This is a genomic window from Cryobacterium sp. M96 (genome assembly GCF_002929845.1).
GTDB classification, from domain to species: Bacteria; Actinomycetota; Actinomycetes; order Actinomycetales; family Microbacteriaceae; genus Cryobacterium; species Cryobacterium sandaracinum.
In genome coordinates this window covers 36,754-55,914 of sequence record NZ_PJJS01000037.1, presented here as the reverse complement: position 1 = coordinate 55,914, position 19,161 = coordinate 36,754, and the positions used below count along the sequence as shown (strand labels likewise).

Here is a 19,161-nt window from a genome sequence, read left to right as displayed (position 1 = left end):
CCCCCACAGATCACCCCAGCACCATCCCACACAGTCACATCCCTTCACCGGAGCAAAGGAGCCCGCATGGCGGAATCACTGAAAGACAAACTCCCGGACGGAGTAAAACCGTCCACCATCGACTACATCGCGTATGAGAAGACGCCGAAGTTCATCCAGCTGAAGAAGCAGCGCCGCGGGTTCGTGCTGCCGCTGGCCGCCTTCTTCTTCATCTGGTACTTCGCCTTCGTGCTCGTCGCGGCCTACCTGCCCGACGTGATGGCAATCCCGGTCTTCGGCAAGTTCAACCTCGGACTGGTGCTCGGCCTCGGCCAGTTCGTCACCACCTTCGCCATCACCATGTGGTACGTGTCGTACTCGAACCGCCGTCTCGACCCCCTCGGGGCCGAGCTGCGTGCCGAGCTTGAGGAGATGGACAAGAAATGATCGCAACCAGCATTCTGCAGTCCCTGCCGGGCCGCCTGGCCCAAGCCGTCGAACCCGCGGAAAACAACCCCGTGCTGAACATCTCGATCTTCCTCGCTTTCGTGGCGGTCACCCTGATCGTCGTCATTCGCGCCGGGCGCAACAACAAGACCGCGGCCGACTACTACACCGGCGGCCGGTCCTTCACCGGCCCGCAGAACGGGTTCGCCATCGCCGGCGACTACCTCTCCGCGGCGTCGTTCCTCGGCATCGTCGGGGCGATCGCGGTCAGCGGTTACGACGGCTTCCTGTACTCGATCGGCTTCCTCGTGGCCTGGCTCGTCGCCCTGCTGCTGGTGGCCGAGCTCATGCGCAACACCGGCAAGTACACCATGGCGGATGTGCTCTCCTTCCGCCTGCGTCAGGGTCCCGTGCGCGTGGCCGCGGCGACGACCACCCTTGCCGTCTGCTTCTTCTACCTCCTCGCCCAGATGGCCGGAGCCGGCGGCCTCGTGTCGCTGCTCCTCGGCATCAACGACAAGGTCGGGCAGTCCGTCGTGGTCACCGTGGTCGGCGGCCTGATGATCATGTACGTGCTCATCGGTGGCATGAAGGGCACCACCTGGGTGCAGATCATCAAGGCGTTCCTGCTCATCATCGGCGCATTCGCGATGACCGTCTGGGTGCTGGCCATCAACGGCTTCAACTTCTCGGCGCTTCTCGACTCGGCCATCGCCGCCTCGACGAGTGTGCCGGCCGACGCCATCCTGGTGCCCGGCCTGAAATACGGCGAGAACCCGCTCGACTTCGTCTCGCTCGCCATCGCCCTGGTGCTCGGCACCGCGGGCCTGCCGCACGTGTTGATGCGCTTCTACACGGTGCCCAGCGCCAAGGAAGCCCGTCGCTCGGTCGTCTGGGCGATCTGGCTGATCGGTGCGTTCTATCTGTTCACGCTGGTGCTCGGCTTCGGTGCCGCCGCGCTCGTCGGAGCAGATGTCATCCTCGCCGCTCCCGGCGGAGTGAACTCGGCCGCGCCGCTGCTCTCCCTCGCGCTCGGCGGACCGCTGCTGCTCGGCTTCATCTCGGCCATTGCGTTCGCCACGATCCTGGCCGTGGTGGCCGGGATCACGATCACCGCCGCGACCTCCTTCGCTCACGACATCTACATGAGCGTGATCAAGAAGGGCAAGGGTGACCCCGACGCCGAGGTCAAGGTCGCACGTCGTACCGTCGTCATCATCGGCATCCTCTCGATCGCCGGCGGCATCGGCGTGCAGGGGCAGAACATCGCCTTCCTGGTGGCCCTGGCCTTCGCCGTCGCGGCGAGCGCCAACCTGCCGACCATCCTGTACTCGCTCTTCTGGCGCGGCTTCACCACCCGCGGCGCCGTGTGGAGCATGTACGGCGGCCTTGCGGTCACCGTCGGTCTGATCATCTTCTCGCCGGTCTTCTCCGGCACGGAGACGTCGATGTTCGGTGCAGACGTCAACTTCGCCTGGTTCCCTCTGAGCAACCCCGGCATCATCTCCATCCCAATCGGGTTCTTCCTGGGCTGGCTCGGCTCGGTCACCAGCACTCGCAAGGAAGACCCGCTGCTGGCCGCGGAAATGTCCGTGCGGTCCATGACCGGCTTCGGCGCCGAGAAGGCCTCCGAGCACTGATCGAAACCGTACGACCCGCATGACCACTACTCCCCTCGGTTGCACCCCAGCCGGGGGGAGTAGTGTCATTCCGCGGGCCGGAGGGCCAGACCATCCGCCGACGCCGAGCCTTTGACGCATGACTGGAGAAGATTCTCAATGAAAGCTGCACGTTTCCACGGCCAGAAAAACGTCCGCATTGAAAGCATCGAAGATCCGGAGACCCGCAGCGGCACAGTGAAGATCGCAGTCGCCTGGTGCGGCATCTGCGGCACCGACCTTCATGAATACCTCGACGGCCCGATCTTCACCTCGGTGCCCGGCCACCCGCACCCGCATCCGCTTTCGCATGAATCCCTCCCGGTCACTATGGGCCACGAGTTCGACCTCACCAGCGAGGGCTTCGACACCCTGATCAACCACAACGACACCGCTGTGAAGATCCTGGTCCACCCCTAGGCAGAACGCTTGAGTGCGTCAGTCTTTGGGTGCCAGCGGCCCCCGCGCGACTCGCGTGGGGTCCGCCTGCGCAACCGGCTTGATCACGATCAGGTCCAGATTGACGTGGGCCGGGCGTTCGACGCTCGACACGATCGTCTCGGCAATATCTTCGGCGGTGAGCGGATTCGGCACCCCGGCGTAGGCCGCGGCAGCCTTCTCCGCATCACCGTTGAAGCGCACCAGCCCGAATTCCTCGGTCTGCACCATCCCGGGGGCAACCTCGATCACCCGGATCGACTCGCCATTCAATTCCAGGCGCAAGACTTCCATCAAGGCGTGCGCGGCGAACTTCGCCGCGTTATACCCTCCACCTCCGAGGTAGGCGACATGACCCGCAATGGACGTGACCGTGACGATGTCGGCGGCGCCGCCCTCCGCCCGGATCCCGGCGCGCAGCAAGGGCAGTACGGCGCTCGTGACCCGCTTGACCGCGAGCACGTTGATCTCGAACATCCAGGCCCAGTCCTCGATCTTCGATTCCTCGACGGTGTCCAGCCCCACTGCGCCGCCCGCGTTGTTGACCAGCGCGTGCACCGGCCCGGACGCCGCGAGATAGTCGCGCAGCGCGTCCACGTCGGCCTGCCGGGTGAGGTCGGCCGTGAAGACCTGCGCCCCGGTCTCCGCCTGCAGCGTCGCGAGGCGGTCGGCGCGGCGAGCCACCCCCACCACATCCCAGCCCCGCTGGCGGAACAGGCGCACGGTGGCGGCACCGATCCCCGAACTCGCACCGGTCACAACGACTCTTTTTGTACTCATGGTTCCATTCTGGTCGGAGAAGCAGCATGATGAGCCCACGCGCCGCCGGAATACCGCACGTGCAGAAACGACGCGTGCCGCTCTGGGACAATGCGCGCTGGATCGCGATCGCCCTGGTTGTGCTCGGGCACGCCATCCTGAAACTCATCGCCGAGTCGGATGTCGCCTACGAGTTCTATCTGTTCGTCTACGCCTTCCACGTTCCGCTGTTCGTCGCCGTCAGCGGGTACTTCGCCCGGTCGGGCCCGCTCGGCACCCGCCAGCTGCATCGTCTGGTCACCGACATCGTGCTCCCCTACGTGATCTTCGAGACGATCTGGACAGTCGTGCACTGGCTACTCGGCGGCGAATTCCGCCTGGACTACTCGTCCCCCTCCTGGACCCTGTGGTTCCTGATCGCCCTCCTGGCCTGGCGCCTCGCCCTGCCCTTCCTCGTGCTGCTGCGCCATCCGCTGCTGATCAGTTTGATCATCTCCGTCGGCGCCGGGTACTTCGCGTCGATCGACAGCACCTTCGCGCTGTCGCGCACGCTCGGGCTGCTGCCGTTCTTCGTCTTCGGCTGGCAGCTACGCCAGTGGAAGCTCACCGACCGCTGGCTGGGGCTGCACGCCACCGCGGTATGGCGCTGGCGGACCGGCGCGTTCACCCTGTTCACGGCACTGCTGGGCGTGATCGTGGCGAACATCGACGCCCTTCGTGAGGCGCAGGTGCGCCAGTTCCTGCTCTACGACGAGGCCTACCCGGCGTTCGGCTACGACCAGCTCTGGGCCGGCGTTATCCGTCTGGGTCTGCTGCTGCTCGCGTTCGCCCTCATCGTGGCATTCCTGGTGCTCATGCCCCGGCGACGGCTCTGGTTCACGCCCTACGGCGCGGCCACGATGTACATCTACCTGCTGCACAGTTTCGTGCTGTTCCTCCTGCGCGAGAGCGGGGTGCTCGGCGGACCCCAGCCGGGCTGGGTGCTGCCCGCGATGATCGGGTTCAGCGTGCTGATCTCCATCGCCCTCTCGCAGCGGATCGTGCGCAGGGTGTTCCACCCGCTGATCGAGCCGCGCGCCCGCTGGCTGTTCCGCAAGAAGGCGCGCACCGACACCGGCACTATCGTGCTTCCGCACCTCGACGCGCCTGCCGGCACGCTCGCCGCCGAGCCTCCCGCAGAGCCTCCCGCAGACGCACCGCCCGCAGACCCTGCCGTCGGCACACCGCGCGACACGCCGCGCTGACCGCTTCGTGACGCTGTGTTGCGGTGTCCGTTGCCAGCTCGACAACCCCCTGCCTAGAATCGCTGGCAGAGCGCTGGAAGGTCCACGCTCGTCGAGGATCACCCGGGAGATCACCTCATGAGCGACAACGCTGCAGACTGGAAGTTTGAAACCAAGCAGGTGCACTCCGGTGCCCAGCCCGACCCGACCACCAATGCCAGGGCCACCCCGATCTACCAGACCACGTCCTACGTGTTCGACAGCGCCCAGCACGCGCAGAACCTGTTCGCACTGGCCGAATTCGGCAACATCTACACCCGTATCATGAACCCGACCCAGGCCGTCGTCGAAGAGCGCGTCGCCGCCCTCGAAGGGGGCACCGCAGCCCTGCTCCTGGCCTCGGGCCAGGCCGCCTCCACGTTCGCGGTGCTGAACATCGCCCAGGCCGGCGACCACATCGTCTCGTCGAGTTCAATCTACGGCGGAACCTACAACCTGTTCAAGTACACGCTGGCCAAGCTGGGCATCGAGACGACCTTCGTCGAGAACCAGGACGACCCCGAGGAGTGGCGCCGGGCGCTGCGCCCCAACACCAAGCTCTTCTTCGCCGAGACCATCGGCAACCCCAAGATCAATGTGCTCGACATCCGTCTCGTGGCCGATGTGGCGCACGCCGGCGGGGTGCCGCTCATCGTCGACAGCACCATCGCCACCCCCTACCTGATCCGCCCGTTCGAGCACGGCGCGGACATCGTCGTCCACTCGGCGACCAAGTTCCTCGGTGGCCACGGTGCCGTCATCGGCGGCGTCATCGTCGACGGCGGCACGTTCGAATGGTCCAAGAACGTGGAGAAGTTCCCCGGCCTCACCGAGCCGGACCCGTCCTACCACGGCGTCAGTTACACGGGCGCGGTCGGCGACGGCATCGCCTACATCATCAAGGCGCGCGTGCAGCTGCTGCGCGACCTCGGATCCGCGATCGCCCCGGCGAGCGCCTGGCAGCTCATCCAGGGCATCGAGACTCTCAGCCTGCGCATCGAACGCCACGTGCAGAACGCCCAGGACATCGCGGAGTGGCTCGAGAACCACCCCGACATCGCCTCGGTCAACTACGCCGGCCTGCCGTCGAGCCCCTGGTACGCCGCCGCCAACACCTACGCGCCCCGCGGTGTCGGCGCCGTGCTGTCCTTCGAGTTGAAGGGCGGAGTGGATGCCGGTCGCGCCCTCGTCGACAACCTTTCCCTGTTCAGCCACCTGGCCAACATCGGCGACGTGCGGTCGCTCGTCATCCACCCGGCCTCGACCACGCACGCGCAGCTCACCCCGGAGCAGCAGCTCACGGCCGGTGTGACGCCGGGCCTGGTGCGCCTCTCCGTCGGCATCGAGAACATCGCCGATCTGAAGGCCGACCTCGAGACCGGCCTGGCGGCCGCCCGCGCGGTTGTGCAGGCATCCCGCGCCAACGCCTGACACGCCCCCAGCCGCTGCCAATCCGGATGGGTATCCCCCCAGGCGGGTGGGTAATTAATTCGACGGAGATTTTGCCCTCTACACCCGGTTTCGGCCCGTTTCAGGCCAAAATCGGCAAAATCTCCGTCGAATTCGTTCGGGTGGCGAGCTGATTCGGCTCCGCCGAGTGCGAACAGAGTGCGAACAGAGTGGAAACCCAGTGCAACCCGAGTGAAAATCGGGTGCGGCCCGAGTGCCGGCCGGGTACTCCGCGGCGGCGGCCGGGCGCGCGGTGCGCTCACCAGACGGTGCGGTGACAATAAGCCGGAAGGGCTGCTCACCCGGCAGAATAGGGAGCCTATGGACTGGCAATATTCGGCAGACACCGTCCCGTCGAGCTTCGTGACCGAAGCCCAGGCGCGGTCGCTGCTCGGCAAACCCCCGGCGACGGGTGCGTGGCGCGACGGCGACCCCGTGGGGAACCGTCGTTTCCTCGACGTCGGTGCGCTGCACTTTGAGGGGGGCAGCAGCCTCGGCGCCGTGCGGATCGCCTACGAGACGTGGGGCGAACTGTCCCCGAGCGGCGACAACGCCGTGCTCGTGCTGCACGCCCTCACCGGCGACAGCCACCTGGTCGGCCCGGCCGGCCACGGCCACCCGACCGCGGGCTGGTGGAGCAGGATCGTCGGCGCCGGCCTGGCCATCGACACCGACCGCTGGTTCGTGGTTGCCCCGAACATGATCGGTGGCTGCCAGGGCAGCACCGGTCCGGCCTCCCTCGCCCCGGACGGCTCCGAATGGGGCACCCGCTTTCCCTACCTCACCATTCGCGATCAGGTCGCCGCGCAGGTCGCCTTCTCAGACCATCTCGGCATCGACCGTTGGGCCGCCGTCGTCGGCGGCTCGATGGGCGGGATGCACGCGCTCGAGTGGGCCATCGAGCATCCGTCCCGGGTCGCCCGCCTGGCAATCCTCGCGGCACCGCCGGTGACGACCGCCGACCAGATCGCGCTGAATTCGGTGCAGATCGAAGCCATCCGCAGCGACCCGCTCTTCCGCTCCGGCGACTACTACGACGCCGCGGACGGCGACGGCCCGACCCGCGGCCTCGCCCTGGCCCGGCGGATGGCGCTGCTGAACTACCGCAGCTCCGAGGAGCTCAACCTGCGCTTCGAGCGCGGCTGGCAAAGCGAGATCAGTCCGCTCGGCGCGGGCGGCCGGTTCGCCGTCGAGTCCTACCTCGATTTCCACGGCAACAAGTTCACCCGGCGGTTCGACGCGAACAGCTACATCGTGCTGGTCGAGGCCATGAACTCACACGACATCGGCCGCGGCCGCGGCGGTGTCGCATCCGCCCTCTCCCGCATCGATGCGCTCAGCGTCGTCGTCGGCATCGACAGTGACCGCCTCTTCCCCCTCGAGGGCCAACAGGTCATCGCCGCCCACCTGCAGGGCAACATCGACGACACGGATGCCGTCACGCTCCACTCCGGCTTCGGCCACGACGGTTTTTTGATCGAGAACGAGGCCATCGGCGCGCAACTTCTGCGCGTTCTGAGCCGTCCCGCTCCCTCGCATCGAGCTTGACACGGTCCCGGATCAAGACGACGTCGACCGGCAGGCCACGGAACGCGACACCCTCGTGAACCGAGTCGTGCCCGTGAATGAGACGTACCCTGACTCGAGACGTACCCGATGAGAGGACACGCGCCATGAAACCCGGTTCCGTTATCATGTTGATCTTTGGCGCGATCCTCTCCCTGCTCGGCTTCTCGCTGGCCCTGGCCGGGGCGATGACCGCCGTGGTCAACGCGCAGGGCGAGGACGGCTACATCACCAGCCCCGCCCGCTCGTTCTCGGTACAGTCGTTCGTGCTCACCTCGCCCCGGATCGGCTCGATCGAGCTCCAGGACGTCCCGGCGGACATCGGCACTCTCCGACTCCGCGCGCTCTCCACCTCCACAGCGGACGTCTTCATCGGCGTCGCGTCTCAGGCCGACGTCGACCGCTACCTGGCCGGAGTGAATAGCACCGAGCTGCGTGACCTGAACATCAATCCCTTCCGTGCGGTGTACCGCGACATTCCGGGCAGCCGCGCTCCCGAAGCTCCCGGCGCCCAGGACTTCTGGGTGTCCTCCGCCGAGGGTCCCGGCACTCAGGAGATCGACTGGGATCTGACGAGCGGCAGCTGGGCGGTCGTCGTCATGAACGAGGATGCCAGTTCCGGCGTCTCAGTCGCCCTGCAGGCCGGCATTCGCCTCGGGTTCCTCGCCCCGCTGGCGGTGGGGCTGCTTCTGGTCGGCCTGTTCATCCTTCTCATCGGCCTGGTGCTGACCGTGTTCGGGGCAATCGGCCTGGGCCGCGGCACACTGCCCGCAACCGGGCCCGACACACCGCTCGGAGCAGCAACTTTCGTCGGAGCAGGCCCACCCGGGGCGACCGCGGTCCCTGCCCATCCCGGTGGGCGGACGTTTCCCGCCCGGTTGACCGGAACCCTCGACGAGGGGCTGTCCCGCTGGTTGTGGTTGGTGAAGTGGATCCTGATCTTCCCGCACGTGGTGGTGCTGCTGTTCCTCTGGTTCGGGTTTGTCGTCACCACCATCGTCGCCGGGTTCGCCATCCTGTTCACCGGTCGATACCCGACGGCCCTCTTCCAGTTCAACGTCGGGGTGCTGCGCTGGAGCTGGCGGGTGTCCTTCTACGCCTACTCGGCGCTCGGCACCGACCGGTACCCCCCCTTCAGCCTGGCGGCGTCGGCCGACTATCCCGCCGATCTGCAGGTCGATTACCCGGAGCGCCTCTCGCACGGGCTCGTTCTGGTCAAATGGTGGCTATTGGCGATTCCGCACCTGCTGATCGTGGCGGCCTTGACCGGAAGTGCGACGATCTGGCGGAACGACGAGGGCGACTCGGTCTTGAACACCGTCCCGTCCCTGATCGGGGTCCTGGTGCTGATCGCCGCGGTCATCCTCCTCTTCACCGGCCGGTACCGGCGCAGCCTGTTCGATCTGATCCTCGGCATCGACCGCTGGATCTTCCGGGTAGCCGTCTACACCGCCCTGTTCCGCGACGAGTACCCGCCGTTCCGCCTCGACCAGGGCGGCGCCGACACCCCGGAGGCCGCGGTCACACGAGCACCGATCGCACCCGCCGCACCTGCCGGCGGAGCGGTGTCGAGCACGCCCTGAGTCGCCGGTCACGCCCGTCGGTAACGCCGTCGGCCGCGCGGACGCCGACGGATGCCACGGAGCGCGCGGGGGAACGGACACCGGGCCGGTAGGGTTCTGTATAGAGGGCAAATGGGGTGAGAGCGCCGCTATGCAACGAATCTACAAGGAACGTGACCGTCTGCTCCGCAGAGCGGCTCGCCTGTGCGGATTGGCCGGCTCGGCCGCCGCGCTCCTCGCGATGCTTGTCCCGGGCGGCTTGACCGTGAGCACCCTGGCCCGGAGCCTGCCACTGCTGCTGCTGCTGGTGGCCGGCCAGTACCTGCTCGGCCGGTCCGGCCGGATGCGCTGGGTCGCTCTGATCCTGGTCTCCGGCATCGCCGTGATCCTGCTCGTGGGCTGGTCGGGCCAGCGTGCCACCGGCCTGAACCTCGTCGAGCAGGCCATCATCGGCGACATCGCCGCCGGAGCCCTGAGCTGCGTCGCCCTCGTGCTCGTGGTCAGCACCGCCCGCCTGCTGGTGCTGTCCCTGGCATTCGGTGCGACCGTTGCCAGCGTGCTCGCCGCCACCCGCGCCTCGTCCGACGCCACCGTGCCCCTCCTGCTCACCTTCAGCGTCTGGCTTGCCATCGCCCTGGTGGCCTGGTGGCTGGCCCAGAGCGTGCCGCGCGTCATGGCGCGCATCGCCTTCATCGGCCGCGCCCACCTCGCCGAGCGCCATGCCAGCGAGCTCGAAGCCCAACGCCGGCAGGATGCCCGGCTGCTGCACGACACCGTGCTGGCCACCCTCACCCTCCTCGCGCACTCCGGCGTCGGCGTCAGCCCGGCCGCACTGCGCCAACAGGCCGGCGACGACGCCCGGTTGCTGCGGCAGCTACGGCTCGGCGGCCTCCCCACCCCGCGCCGCTCCGGGGTCTACACGCTCGAGCCGGCCACCGAGTCAATGCTCGGAAGCACCCTCGAATCGGTCAAGCAGCGGTTCGGGCGGATGGGACTCGATGTGGACTGGCACGGCAGCGGACAGGTTCTTCTGCCCAGCGACGTGCTCGACTCCTTCCTCCTCGCCCTCGGCGAGTGCCTCGAGAACGTGCGACGTCACGCCGGCGTCGCCCGCGCCGACGTGACGATCACTGATGACGACACAACCGTGCGCGCCATGGTCACCGACGCAGGGGTCGGCTTCGACCTCAGCGGCGTTAGCGCCGAACGCCTCGGTTTCGCCGAATCGGTCGTGGCCCGCCTGCGCGACGTGGGCGGCAACGCCCGCCTCTTCTCCTCCCCCGGCTCCGGCACCACGGTCGTGCTCGAGGTGCCCAAGTGACCGTCCCCGGCATCGTCGACGCCCGCCGCCGTGACGCGCGCCGCGCTGCGGCGGCGGGCGGGTCCGACCAGCCGAGCAATCAGGACCGCCAGGAACGCCGGGCTTACCGGCGCAGTTTCCGACGCCCCGAACGCACCGAGCAGACCACGCGCGCCAACCAGAGCGGCCTGGGTGGCCGCCACCTCGGCATCGGCCTGACGTTCAGCGGCGGCTTCATCACCCTGTTCCTGTTCGGGCAGTTCGCCGTGCAGTGGTCCGAATATCCCGACCCGACGCCCAGCCTCATCGCGTGGGGTCTCCTGATGGCGACCACGGTCCTGGCACTGATCACGGTGCAGCGCCTTTCGGCTCGGATGCCGGACTGGCTGTTCGCCGCGGCCATCGCCGCCGGCGCCGCCGTGGTGGCGCTCGACCTGATCGGGTCGTGGGGCGAAACCGACTCCGGCGTCTACCCGACCGCCGCCGCCGCCGTCGGCACCCTGCTCATCTCCCTGGCCACCGTGCGCCGCGGGCACGACCTCGTCTCGGCCGCGATGGCGCTCGGCCTGCTTCTCTTCCTCGGGGCGCTCACCGAGGAGCGCGCCGATCCGCTCACCTTCGCCCCCGACCTCCTTGCGATCAGCCTCGCCATCCTGCCTCCGCTGCTCGGCGTCGCCACGGTGCGGGGATTCCGCCGGATGGCCCAGCGTGAGCTCGACCTGGTGCTGGTGCAGAGCACCATCTCCCAGCCGCAGTTCGCGGTGGGGATGTTCGCCTCCGAGGAACTCGCCCGTATCGACCTCGACGCGGAGACTCTGCTCGACGACGTCGCGAAGGGTCGCACGGCGCTGCCGCTGAGTTCCGAGAAGTCGACGACGGCGGCAGACCTCGCCACGCAACTGCGGCTGCACCTGATCCGGGGCCGCCGGGAGACCTGGCTGCACCACGCGATCACCGAGTCCGAGTTCCTGGGACCGTCCGTCGGCCTGCACGACCCGGCGGGGCTGGCCGGCATGCTCAACCCCGACCAGCGCGATGCCCTTCTGCGCACGATCTGGCTGCTGATCAGCGACACAACCCGCGACGAGGCATCCGTTTCGCTCTCTCTCGGTCCGATCCGACCCACGCACGGCGTCTCCGCTCGCCAGAAGTTACGATTTCCGATCGAATTGACCACGACGGGTGTGCCACGACGTCGAGTGGACCCCGAGACGTGGCAAGCTATCCGAATAGTCGGCCCTCACGTCGATTCCAGCCGGGACGGAAGTCTGCATCTGGAAATCGAATGCAGTATCGACAATCCCGCGGATGCTTAGGGTCCGTGGAACTACGCTGTTGAGCTTCTCATTCGGGGCCAGAAGCACAAGGAGACAGAAGTGACGAACACGACCACGTTGAGCACTGAGGCGCCGAGCAAGGACAACCCCATCCGGTTGGCCCTCGTCGACGACCACCGCATGCTGTTGGGGGCCCTCACCGAGTGGATCCGGGGGGCCGCGGACGACATCAACATGGTCGCCGCCGTCACCACCTGGCCCGAGCTGCTCACCCACCCCGAATTTCCCGTCGACGTCGTGCTCCTCGACCTCGACCTCAAAGACAACATCCCGGTCTCACTGAAGATCTCGACGCTCAAGACGGCCGGCGTGAAGACGGTGTTGATGAGCACCTACTCCGAGGCCGGGCTCGTGCGCGAGGCGCTGGCTGCCGGTGCGCTCGGCTACCTGGTGAAGAGCGAAGAGGCAACGATGATCGTCGAAGCGATCCGCTCCGCCTATGACGGCGACTCCTTCATCTCGGCCGAACTGGACGAGGCCCTCAACAACGGCGCGAACGGCGGTTCTCCCCGCCTCAGCGCGCAGGAGCGTCGGGTGATGGCCCTCTACGGCGCGGGCGAGCCGGTCAAGGCCGTCGCGCACCAGCTCGGCATCTCCGAGGAGACCGCCAAGAGTTACCTCAAGCGCATCCGGGAGAAGTACCGCCTCGCGGGCTTCGACGTGGGAACCAAGGTCGCCCTGCGCAAGCGCGCCATCCACGACGGCATCCTGCTCCAGGGCGACTGACTTCAGCGCTGCCGAACAGCCCGGCTGCCGAACGGCCCGGCTGCCTCGCGCCGACCACGCCGGCCACGCGGATCGCCTGGGTTCCATCCGGGAGCTCCACACCGTTCCCGCGCCGGGTGCGGTCCAGGAGGAACGTCCCCACGGTGAGCAACAGGCCGAAGAAGCTTTGGCCCTGGCCGATCCAGACCGGGGCGACGTAGCCGAAGTCGCCCGCGATGCCGAGGCCGTGAGCAGGTCTGCCTCCAGAGTACGGGGCCGGTGGCCCGAACGAATTCGACGGAGATATTGCTCTAAACAGCGCGTTTGGGCTCAAAAACGAGGGTTTGACCCAGAATCTCCGTCGAATTAATTAGACGCCCGGTACGGCGTTCCGCCGGGGTCAAACAGCGCCCCGCGGTATGGTCGGCTCTTACTCCCGGAGAGCGATGCAACCAGATGGGATTCACCTGGCTACGCGGCCGGTGTGGCGGCCGTCGATGCTGCGGCCTCGGCCAGCGCCGCCTCGAGGCGCTCGACCTTCCCGGTCAGCTCCCCGGTGCGGCGGCCCCGGATGTCGGCCTTGAGCACCAGGGACACCCGCGGCCCCCAGGCTCCGACGGCTTCAGTGGCGGCCTTGACCACCGCGAAGACCTCGTCCCAGTCGCCCTCGATGGTGGTGAACATCGAATCGGTGTGGTTGGGCAGCCCGGATGCGCGCACGATGCGCACGGCCGCGGCGACCGCGTCGTGCACCGACCCTTCGTCATCGTGGGAGCCGGACGGGGCGACGGAAAATGCAACCAGCATGGGGTTACTCCTTCTAATAGGGGGTGGGTGGGAACAGGATCTGCCACACGGCCCAGCCGAGCAGCACGACCTCCAGCACGTTGCGCACGGTCAGCACCAGCACCAGAGCCGGGTCTGCCACGAGCAAGAGGTCGTAGAAGTGCGGGTAGACGAGTTGGGTCAGGGCCGCGATGACAAGCCCGAGCACGGCCGGGAGCCGCCAGGCACGCCCCCGCACCAGCAGCCCGAAAATGATGGGCGCGGCCAGCCAGGTCGTGAACTGCGGCGAGCCGACCTTGTTGACGACGATCAGGGTCAGCACCAGGGCCAGCGCCAGCGGCGGGAACAGGCCGGCCGGTTCGGCGCCTGCACGCATCCGCTGGCAGGCCAGGAGCACCACGGCCAGCCCGCAGAGGGCGAGCAGGGGGGTCATCGCCACGATGGCGACGTTCGTGCCGGTGCCGATGATCTGGAAGGTGAGGATCTGCCGGTCGTAGTAGAGGTAACTGCCCGGCAGACCCAGCGCGGCCGGCCACATCCAGAGGCCGGCGACCGGGGACTCGATCTGGATGCCGCGGTTCGTCTGCTCGCCGACGAAGCTGAGCACGTTCGGCCCGCTGCCGAGCCCGAGCGCCACCAGCACGATGCCCAGGCTCGTGCCGGCCGCGGCGACGAGCACCCGCCAGCGGTCCTTCGAGACGACGAATAGCGCGATCACCAGGGCCACCGGCCAGATCTTCACCCAGGTGACCAGAGTCAGCAGCACGGTGCCCCAGACCGGCCGGGCGCCGACGAACAGCAGCGCGGCGATCGCCAGCGGCACGGTGACCGCATCGATCCGGGCGAGGGCGACGGGCCCGAGCAGCAGCAGGAAACCCAGCCACCAGGCCGCCGCGGCCAGGGCACGCCGGTTGCGGCCCCGCCCGAGCAGCAGCGCGAAGGTCCCGGCGTTCAGCAGGGTCACGAGCCCGAGCCAGCCGGCGGCGTAGAGGTCGGGGCCGAACGCGAGCGGCGCCAGGATGGGCAGGAGGGCCAGCAGCGGGTAGACGAAGCCGGTGGTGATGCCCACGACGTCGGCACCGGATGCCACGTCGGTCGCCCAGCCGAGGTAGACGACCTCCACATCGCCCAGCGGCCAGCCGGGGGACGCGAAACAGAGCCACCAGAGCACGCCGTGCACCAGTGCGAAGCCGGCCCAGAGCAGCGTTCGCGATGTCGGCACGCCGGCTCCGGCGGCCAGGTGTTCTGCGACGGATTGGGGCACGCTCCACCTTCGCACACCCCCACGGCTCCGCCGCCGCACCGGGACAGTCAGCGCGGGGCCCAGCGCGGCGGTCAACGCGAGCCGAGCAGGTCCGCGATCGTGGCCGGCACCGCGCCGGCGATGTCGAGCGCGGTGATCGGACCTCCGTTGGACGCCCGGGCCGCTGCCCGGGCGTGCACCAGGGCGGCCGTCGCCGCGAGATGGGCCGGCGCGGCGGCATCCGTCTGGATCGCCCGTGAATGCGTAGCCAGGAGGGCGCCGAGGATGCCGCCGAGCACGTCCCCGGATCCGGCCGTCGCCAGCCAGGAGGGCGCCTTCGACACCGTCAGCCGGGTGCCGTCGGGCGCCGCGATCCAGGTGACGCTTCCCTTGAGCAGCACCGTGACGCCCAGGCCGGACGCGGCGCGCACGGCCCACTCTCCCGGCGCAGCGGCCACCTCGGAGCCGGCCACCGACTCGCCCTGCGGGGAGAGCAGGCGGGTAAGCAGCCGGGCGAGTTCGCGGTAGTGCGGGGTGATCACGACGGGCCCGGTCGCCCGGCCGACCAGGTCGAGGGCCCCAGCATCGCACACCGTGGGCAGCCCCTCGGCCAGGGCGCCGAGCAGCGCGGCCTCGGTCACCCGGTCGCGCGCGGCGGCGTCCTGGCCCGAGCCGAGCAGCCAGGCCTGCACCTGCCCGGGGGCGGTGACGGCCTCCGGGCGTCGCTGCAGCACCAGGTCGGACGCCCGTCTCGGGCCGAGGTAGCGCACCATCCCGACCCCGGTGCGGAGGGCCGCCTCGACTCCGAGCACCGCGGCCCCGGGGTACTCGTCGGAGCCCGTGCGCACGCCCAGCACGCCGCGGCGGTACTTGTCGTCGTCCGCCCGGGGAACCGCGATCCGCTCGCGCGCCCGTGCGTCGTCCCATTCCAGCCATCCCCGTGGTTCGCTCATGCACTCACGATAGGTTGTTTTGAGTGCGTCGGGCCGGCCGCTTCGCCCGCCCACTCGACCCTTGGGGGAAATCCGTGGCTGTTGCCGCCCTGTTCGAACCGTTCACCGTGCGCGACGTCACACTGCGCAACCGCATCTGGGCGGCGCCGATGTGCCAATACGCGGTGCGGGAGAAAGACGGCGTCCCGCGGGACTGGCACCTCGTTCACCTGGGCGCGCTGGCCGCGGGCGGCGCCGGCCTGATCCTGGTCGAGGCAACCGCGATCAGCCCGGAGGGCCGCATCTCCCACGCCGACACCGGCCTCTGGAACGCGGAACAGACCGCCGCCTGGGCACCGATCGTGGCCTTCCTTCATGCGCAGGGCGCGAAGGCCGGCATCCAGCTTTCCCACGCGGGGCGCAAGGCTTCCGTCTGGCCGGCCTGGGGCGGAGACCGGCACGGCACTATGGCGACGGATGACGGCGGCTGGCCGACCGTGTCGGCCTCGGCCGTGCCGTTCCCCGGCTACGCACCGCCCGTGGCCCTGGATGCCGCGGGCATCCAGGGAATCGTTGACGGGTTCGCGTCCGCCGCGCTCCGGGCGGTGGAGGCCGGGTTCGACGTCGTGGAGCTGCACGCGGCGCACGGCTACCTGCTGCACCAGTTCCTGTCCCCGCTGAGCAACCGGCGCACCGACGGGTTCGGCGGCGGGCTGCCGAACCGGGCCCGCCTGCTGCTTCAGGTCGTGGCCGCCGTGCGCGCGGCCATCGGCGAGGAGCGCGCCCTGTTCGTGCGGTTCTCCGCCACCGATTACACCCCGGGCGGCTGGACCGAAGACGAGACGGCCGAGGTCGCCGGCTGGGCCGCGGCCGCCGGCGCCGACTTCTTCGACATCTCCTCCGGCGGCAACGTGACCGGGGTGCGCATCCCGCTGGGTCCCGGCTACCAGGTGCCGCTCGCCGAGCACGTGAAAACGGCGGCGGACGTGCGGGTCAGCGCCGTGGGGCTGATCACCACCGCGCACCAGGCCGAGCAGATCGTGGCATCCGGCCGGGCCGACGCGGTCCTTCTGGGCCGCGAACTCCTGCGCGACCCGCACTTCCCGCTGCGGGCCGCCCACGAGCTCGGCGCCGGCGTGGACTACTGGCCGCCGCAGTACCTGCGCGCCCGGTGGCCGGCCGCCTGAGAACGGCTACAGGCGGCGGGTCGCGTCCTGCACTTCGCCGACCAGCTCTTCGATGATGTCCTCGAGGAACAGCACCCCCACGGTCTCACCGGTCGCGGTGAACGAGCGCGCCAGGTGCGCGCCGGAACGCCGCATGGTGGCCAGGGCATCTTCGAGGTCGGTGTCCTCGAAGATCGACGCCAGCAAACGGATGCGCTTGCCCGGGATCGGCTCCGCGTAGCTGCCCTGCCCGACCGAGGTGGCCGTGTCGCCGTCGAGGTCGATGACGTCCTTCAGGTGAACGTACCCGGTTGGTTCACCGGACTCGTTCACCAGAACATAGCGGGAGAAACCGTGTCTGGTGACGGCCTTCTCCACGTCTGCGGGGGTGGCCGCCTCGGGCAGGCTGATCAGGCCGTCGAGGTTCACCGCGACGTCCCGCACCTTGCGGGTGGTGAACTCGAACGTGGCGCTGAGTGCCCCGGTGCCGTCCCGCAGCACGCCCTCCCGGGTCGACTGGGAGACGATGGTCGCCACCTCGTCCAACGTGTAGGTGCTGGTGGCCTCCTCCTTGGGCTGGACCCCGAACATTCGCACCACCAGGTTGGCGGTGGCGTTGAGCGTCACGATCACGGGCTTGACCAGGCGGCCGAAGAAGACGAGCGGCGGGGCGAGCACGAGCACGGCCCGGTCGGGGATGGAGAACGACAGGTTCTTCGGCACCATCTCACCGAACACGACGTGCAGGTAGGAGACCAGCAGCAGCGTGATCACGAAGGCGATCACGCCGATGGCCTCCTCCGGTAGCGGGGTCAGGCCCAGCGGGATCTCGAGCAGGTGGTGGATCGCCGGCTCCGAGACGTTCAGGATGAGCAGCGAGCAGACCGTGATGCCCAGCTGGGTGGTCGCCAACATGAGGGTGGCGTGTTCCATCGCCCACAGCGCTGTGATTGCGCGCTTCTCGCCGGCCTCGGCGAGAGGTTCAATCTGGGACCGGCGCGCGGAGATGACCGCGAATTCCGCGGCGACGAAAAAGGCGTTGGCCGCGAGCAGCACGACCAGCCAGACCAGCCCCGCCCAGTCACTCATGGTCACTCACCGTGCGCTCCGTGCCGTTCTTCTTGCGGTCACCCTTTTTGTCCAACTTTTTTTCGGATTTCTTGTCGGTCCTGGTACCGCGGTCGCCCTGGGCAGGCTCGCCGCCCTCCTCGGGCTCGACGGGCTCGCCGCAGGGTGTGAAGCGGAGCCGGTCGATCCGTCGGCCGTCGAGGCGTTCCACGGACAGCACGCCGCCGGCCAGCTGCACGACGTCGCCGACCACGGGCAGGCGACCTAATTCGCTCATCACGAACCCACCCACGGTTTCGTAGGGGCCGTCCTCCGAGATCACGATGCCCGTGCGGTCGAGCAGCTCGTCCGGGCGGAGCATGCCAGGGAATGTCAGAGAGTCGGTAGACAACACCACACCGGCGCGGGTGCGGTCGTGCTCGTCGGCAACCTCTCCGACGAGTTCCTCGACCAGGTCCTCGAGCGTGGCCACTCCGGCCGTGCCGCCGTATTCGTCGACGACGATGGCCATCTGGTAACCGCGGCCGCGCAGCTCGACCAGCAGTCCGTCGAGTTTCATGGTCTCGGGCACCCGGATGGCCTCGGACTGCAGGGCCGATACCGGGACATCCGCCCGGCGACGTCGGGGAACGGCCACGGCCTGCTTCACGTGCACGATCCCGACGATGTCGTCGACGCCCTCGTCGACGACGGGGAAGCGCGAATACCCGGTTTGGCGGGTGAGGTCGATGACGGCCTGGGCGGAGGCGGTGCGCTCGATGCTGGCCACCCGCGGGCGGGGCGTCATCACGTCCGAGGCGGTATGCCCGGAGAAGAGCAGCGTGCGGTGCAGGAGTGTGGCGGTGTCTTTCTCCAGCAGCCCGGCACTGGCCGAGCGCCGCACGAGGGAGGACAGCTCCTCCGCGGTGCGCGCCCCGGACAGCTCTTCCTTCGGCTCGATCCCGATCGACCGCAGCACACCGTTGGCGCTGCCGTTGAGCACGACGACGGCTGGTTTGAACACGGTCGTGAACAGTGTCTGGAACGGGATGACCAGCTTCGCGGTCTGCACGGGCAGGGCGAGGGCGAAATTCTTCGGCACCAGCTCGCCGATGATCATCGAGGCGAGTGTGGCGACGATGACCGCGGTCGTGACCGCGACGACCGGCACCACCGCCGTGGACAGTCCCAGGCCGATCAGCGACGGCGACAGCAGCATGGTCAGAGCCGGCTCCATGGTGTAACCGGTGAGCAGGGTGGTGAGGGTGATGCCCAGTTGGGCGCTGGAGAGGTGCGTCGAGGTGATCCTGAGTGCGGCGATGGTCAGGCCGAGTCGGGTCTCTCCTCGATCGCGGCGGGCCTCGAGCTCCGACCGGTCCAGGTTGACCAGGGCGAACTCGCTGGCGACGAACAGGCCGGTGCCGATGGTGAGGAGGAGCCCCGCGGCGAGCATGATCCACTCATACATGGCGGACCTCGACGACGGCGGCGCCGAAGTTCATGACCGAGACGCCGTTCGGGTGAC

The 19,161-nt window shown here is 68.6% G+C and carries 16 protein-coding genes and 1 pseudogene; 11 read left to right on the top strand and 6 right to left on the bottom strand.

All coding sequences use genetic code 11. The annotated features are described in order from the left end of the window. Positions 1–66: 66 nt before the first annotated feature. From CXY79_RS04090 to CXY79_RS04080, 3 genes and pseudogenes are all read left to right on the top strand, one after another. Positions 67–426 (top strand): DUF485 domain-containing protein, encoded by a 360-nt coding sequence (locus CXY79_RS04090; protein WP_104099874.1) that lies wholly within the window; start codon positions 67–69, stop codon positions 424–426. Next, positions 423–2,066, top strand: a complete 1,644-nt coding sequence (locus CXY79_RS04085) for a cation acetate symporter (protein ID WP_104099873.1) — start codon at positions 423–425, stop codon at positions 2,064–2,066. Before CXY79_RS04090 ends, CXY79_RS04085 begins: the two co-directional genes overlap by 4 nt. Positions 2,067–2,204: 138 nt before the next feature. Next, positions 2,205–2,438: pseudogene (locus tag CXY79_RS04080) on the top strand (alcohol dehydrogenase catalytic domain-containing protein); the annotation flags it as partial. Positions 2,439–2,522: 84 nt separating this feature from the next. On the opposite strand, the gene CXY79_RS04075 reads toward CXY79_RS04080, so the two are convergent. Next, complete coding sequence (locus tag CXY79_RS04075; RefSeq protein ID WP_104099872.1) at positions 2,523–3,302, bottom strand: SDR family oxidoreductase; 780 nt, start codon at positions 3,300–3,302, stop codon at positions 2,523–2,525. Positions 3,303–3,328: 26 nt separating this feature from the next. On the opposite strand from CXY79_RS04075, the gene CXY79_RS04070 reads away from it, so the two are divergent. The 7 genes from CXY79_RS04070 (at position 3,329) to CXY79_RS04040 (ending at position 12,483) form a co-directional block, all read left to right on the top strand. After that, on the top strand, positions 3,329–4,525 hold the full coding sequence (locus CXY79_RS04070) for an acyltransferase family protein (RefSeq protein ID WP_104099871.1): 1,197 nt from the start codon (positions 3,329–3,331) through the stop codon (positions 4,523–4,525). Positions 4,526–4,642: 117 nt separating this feature from the next. Then, entirely contained in the window at positions 4,643–5,974 is a 1,332-nt protein-coding gene (locus CXY79_RS04065) for a bifunctional o-acetylhomoserine/o-acetylserine sulfhydrylase (protein ID WP_104099870.1), read from the top strand. 339 nt (positions 5,975–6,313) lie between these two features. After that, a complete protein-coding gene (locus CXY79_RS04060) occupies positions 6,314–7,540 on the top strand; it encodes a homoserine O-acetyltransferase (RefSeq protein ID WP_104099869.1) in 1,227 nt (408 codons plus the stop codon). A gap of 125 nt (positions 7,541–7,665) precedes the next feature. Continuing rightward, positions 7,666–9,141: a DUF4389 domain-containing protein gene (locus CXY79_RS04055; protein WP_104099868.1), complete on the top strand. Its 1,476-nt coding sequence runs from the start codon at positions 7,666–7,668 to the stop codon at positions 9,139–9,141. 130 nt (positions 9,142–9,271) lie between these two features. Beyond that, positions 9,272–10,441 carry a sensor histidine kinase gene (locus CXY79_RS04050; protein WP_104099867.1) on the top strand — a complete coding sequence of 390 codons (1,170 nt, stop codon included), beginning with the start codon at positions 9,272–9,274 and terminating at the stop codon, positions 10,439–10,441. Further along, positions 10,438–11,736, top strand: coding sequence for a hypothetical protein (locus CXY79_RS04045; RefSeq protein ID WP_104099866.1), 1,299 nt, complete (start codon positions 10,438–10,440; stop codon positions 11,734–11,736). Before CXY79_RS04050 ends, CXY79_RS04045 begins: the two co-directional genes overlap by 4 nt. A gap of 60 nt (positions 11,737–11,796) precedes the next feature. Then, positions 11,797–12,483, top strand: coding sequence for a response regulator transcription factor (locus CXY79_RS04040; protein ID WP_255408575.1), 687 nt, complete (start codon positions 11,797–11,799; stop codon positions 12,481–12,483). Between the two features lie 450 nt (positions 12,484–12,933). Here CXY79_RS04040 and CXY79_RS04035 read toward each other — a convergent pair whose 3' ends face one another. From CXY79_RS04035 to CXY79_RS04025, 3 genes are all read right to left on the bottom strand, one after another. Next, on the bottom strand, positions 12,934–13,269 hold the full coding sequence (locus tag CXY79_RS04035; RefSeq protein ID WP_104099865.1) for a thiamine-binding protein: 336 nt from the start codon (positions 13,267–13,269) through the stop codon (positions 12,934–12,936). A 13-nt stretch (positions 13,270–13,282) separates the two neighbouring features. Continuing rightward, entirely contained in the window at positions 13,283–14,512 is a 1,230-nt protein-coding gene (locus tag CXY79_RS04030; protein WP_158250221.1) for a glycosyltransferase 87 family protein, read from the bottom strand. A 71-nt stretch (positions 14,513–14,583) separates the two neighbouring features. Then, entirely contained in the window at positions 14,584–15,444 is an 861-nt protein-coding gene (locus tag CXY79_RS04025; protein WP_104099863.1) for an ADP/ATP-dependent (S)-NAD(P)H-hydrate dehydratase, read from the bottom strand. A 74-nt stretch (positions 15,445–15,518) separates the two neighbouring features. Between CXY79_RS04025 and CXY79_RS04020 the strand changes: the two genes are divergently transcribed. Beyond that, positions 15,519–16,610: an NADH:flavin oxidoreductase/NADH oxidase gene (locus CXY79_RS04020; protein WP_104099890.1), complete on the top strand. Its 1,092-nt coding sequence runs from the start codon at positions 15,519–15,521 to the stop codon at positions 16,608–16,610. Positions 16,611–16,616: 6 nt separating this feature from the next. On the opposite strand, the gene CXY79_RS04015 is transcribed toward CXY79_RS04020, so the two are convergent. After that, a complete protein-coding gene (locus CXY79_RS04015) occupies positions 16,617–17,678 on the bottom strand; it encodes a hemolysin family protein (RefSeq protein WP_104099862.1) in 1,062 nt (353 codons plus the stop codon). Beyond that, positions 17,671–19,104, bottom strand: a complete 1,434-nt coding sequence (locus tag CXY79_RS04010; protein ID WP_104099861.1) for a hemolysin family protein — start codon at positions 19,102–19,104, stop codon at positions 17,671–17,673. Before CXY79_RS04010 ends, CXY79_RS04015 begins: the two co-directional genes overlap by 8 nt. Positions 19,105–19,161: the final 57 nt, after the last annotated feature.

Excerpts from the sequence above, each read along its gene's own strand:
- CXY79_RS04015 (WP_104099862.1), bottom strand. The coding sequence starts at position 17,678 with ATGAGTGACTGGGCGGGGCTGGTCTGGCTGGTCGTGCTGCTCGCGGCC.
- CXY79_RS04090 (WP_104099874.1), top strand. The coding sequence starts at position 67 with ATGGCGGAATCACTGAAAGACAAACTCCCGGACGGAGTAAAACCGTCC.
- CXY79_RS04075 (WP_104099872.1), bottom strand. The coding sequence starts at position 3,302 with ATGAGTACAAAAAGAGTCGTTGTGACCGGTGCGAGTTCGGGGATCGGT.
- CXY79_RS04010 (WP_104099861.1), bottom strand. The coding sequence starts at position 19,104 with ATGTATGAGTGGATCATGCTCGCCGCGGGGCTCCTCCTCACCATCGGC.
- CXY79_RS04055 (WP_104099868.1), top strand. The coding sequence starts at position 7,666 with ATGAAACCCGGTTCCGTTATCATGTTGATCTTTGGCGCGATCCTCTCC.
- CXY79_RS04050 (WP_104099867.1), top strand. The coding sequence starts at position 9,272 with ATGCAACGAATCTACAAGGAACGTGACCGTCTGCTCCGCAGAGCGGCT.
- CXY79_RS04035 (WP_104099865.1), bottom strand. The coding sequence starts at position 13,269 with ATGCTGGTTGCATTTTCCGTCGCCCCGTCCGGCTCCCACGATGACGAA.
- CXY79_RS04070 (WP_104099871.1), top strand. The coding sequence starts at position 3,329 with ATGATGAGCCCACGCGCCGCCGGAATACCGCACGTGCAGAAACGACGC.
- CXY79_RS04025 (WP_104099863.1), bottom strand. The coding sequence starts at position 15,444 with ATGAGCGAACCACGGGGATGGCTGGAATGGGACGACGCACGGGCGCGC.
- CXY79_RS04060 (WP_104099869.1), top strand. The coding sequence starts at position 6,314 with ATGGACTGGCAATATTCGGCAGACACCGTCCCGTCGAGCTTCGTGACC.
- CXY79_RS04065 (WP_104099870.1), top strand. The coding sequence starts at position 4,643 with ATGAGCGACAACGCTGCAGACTGGAAGTTTGAAACCAAGCAGGTGCAC.
- CXY79_RS04085 (WP_104099873.1), top strand. The coding sequence starts at position 423 with ATGATCGCAACCAGCATTCTGCAGTCCCTGCCGGGCCGCCTGGCCCAA.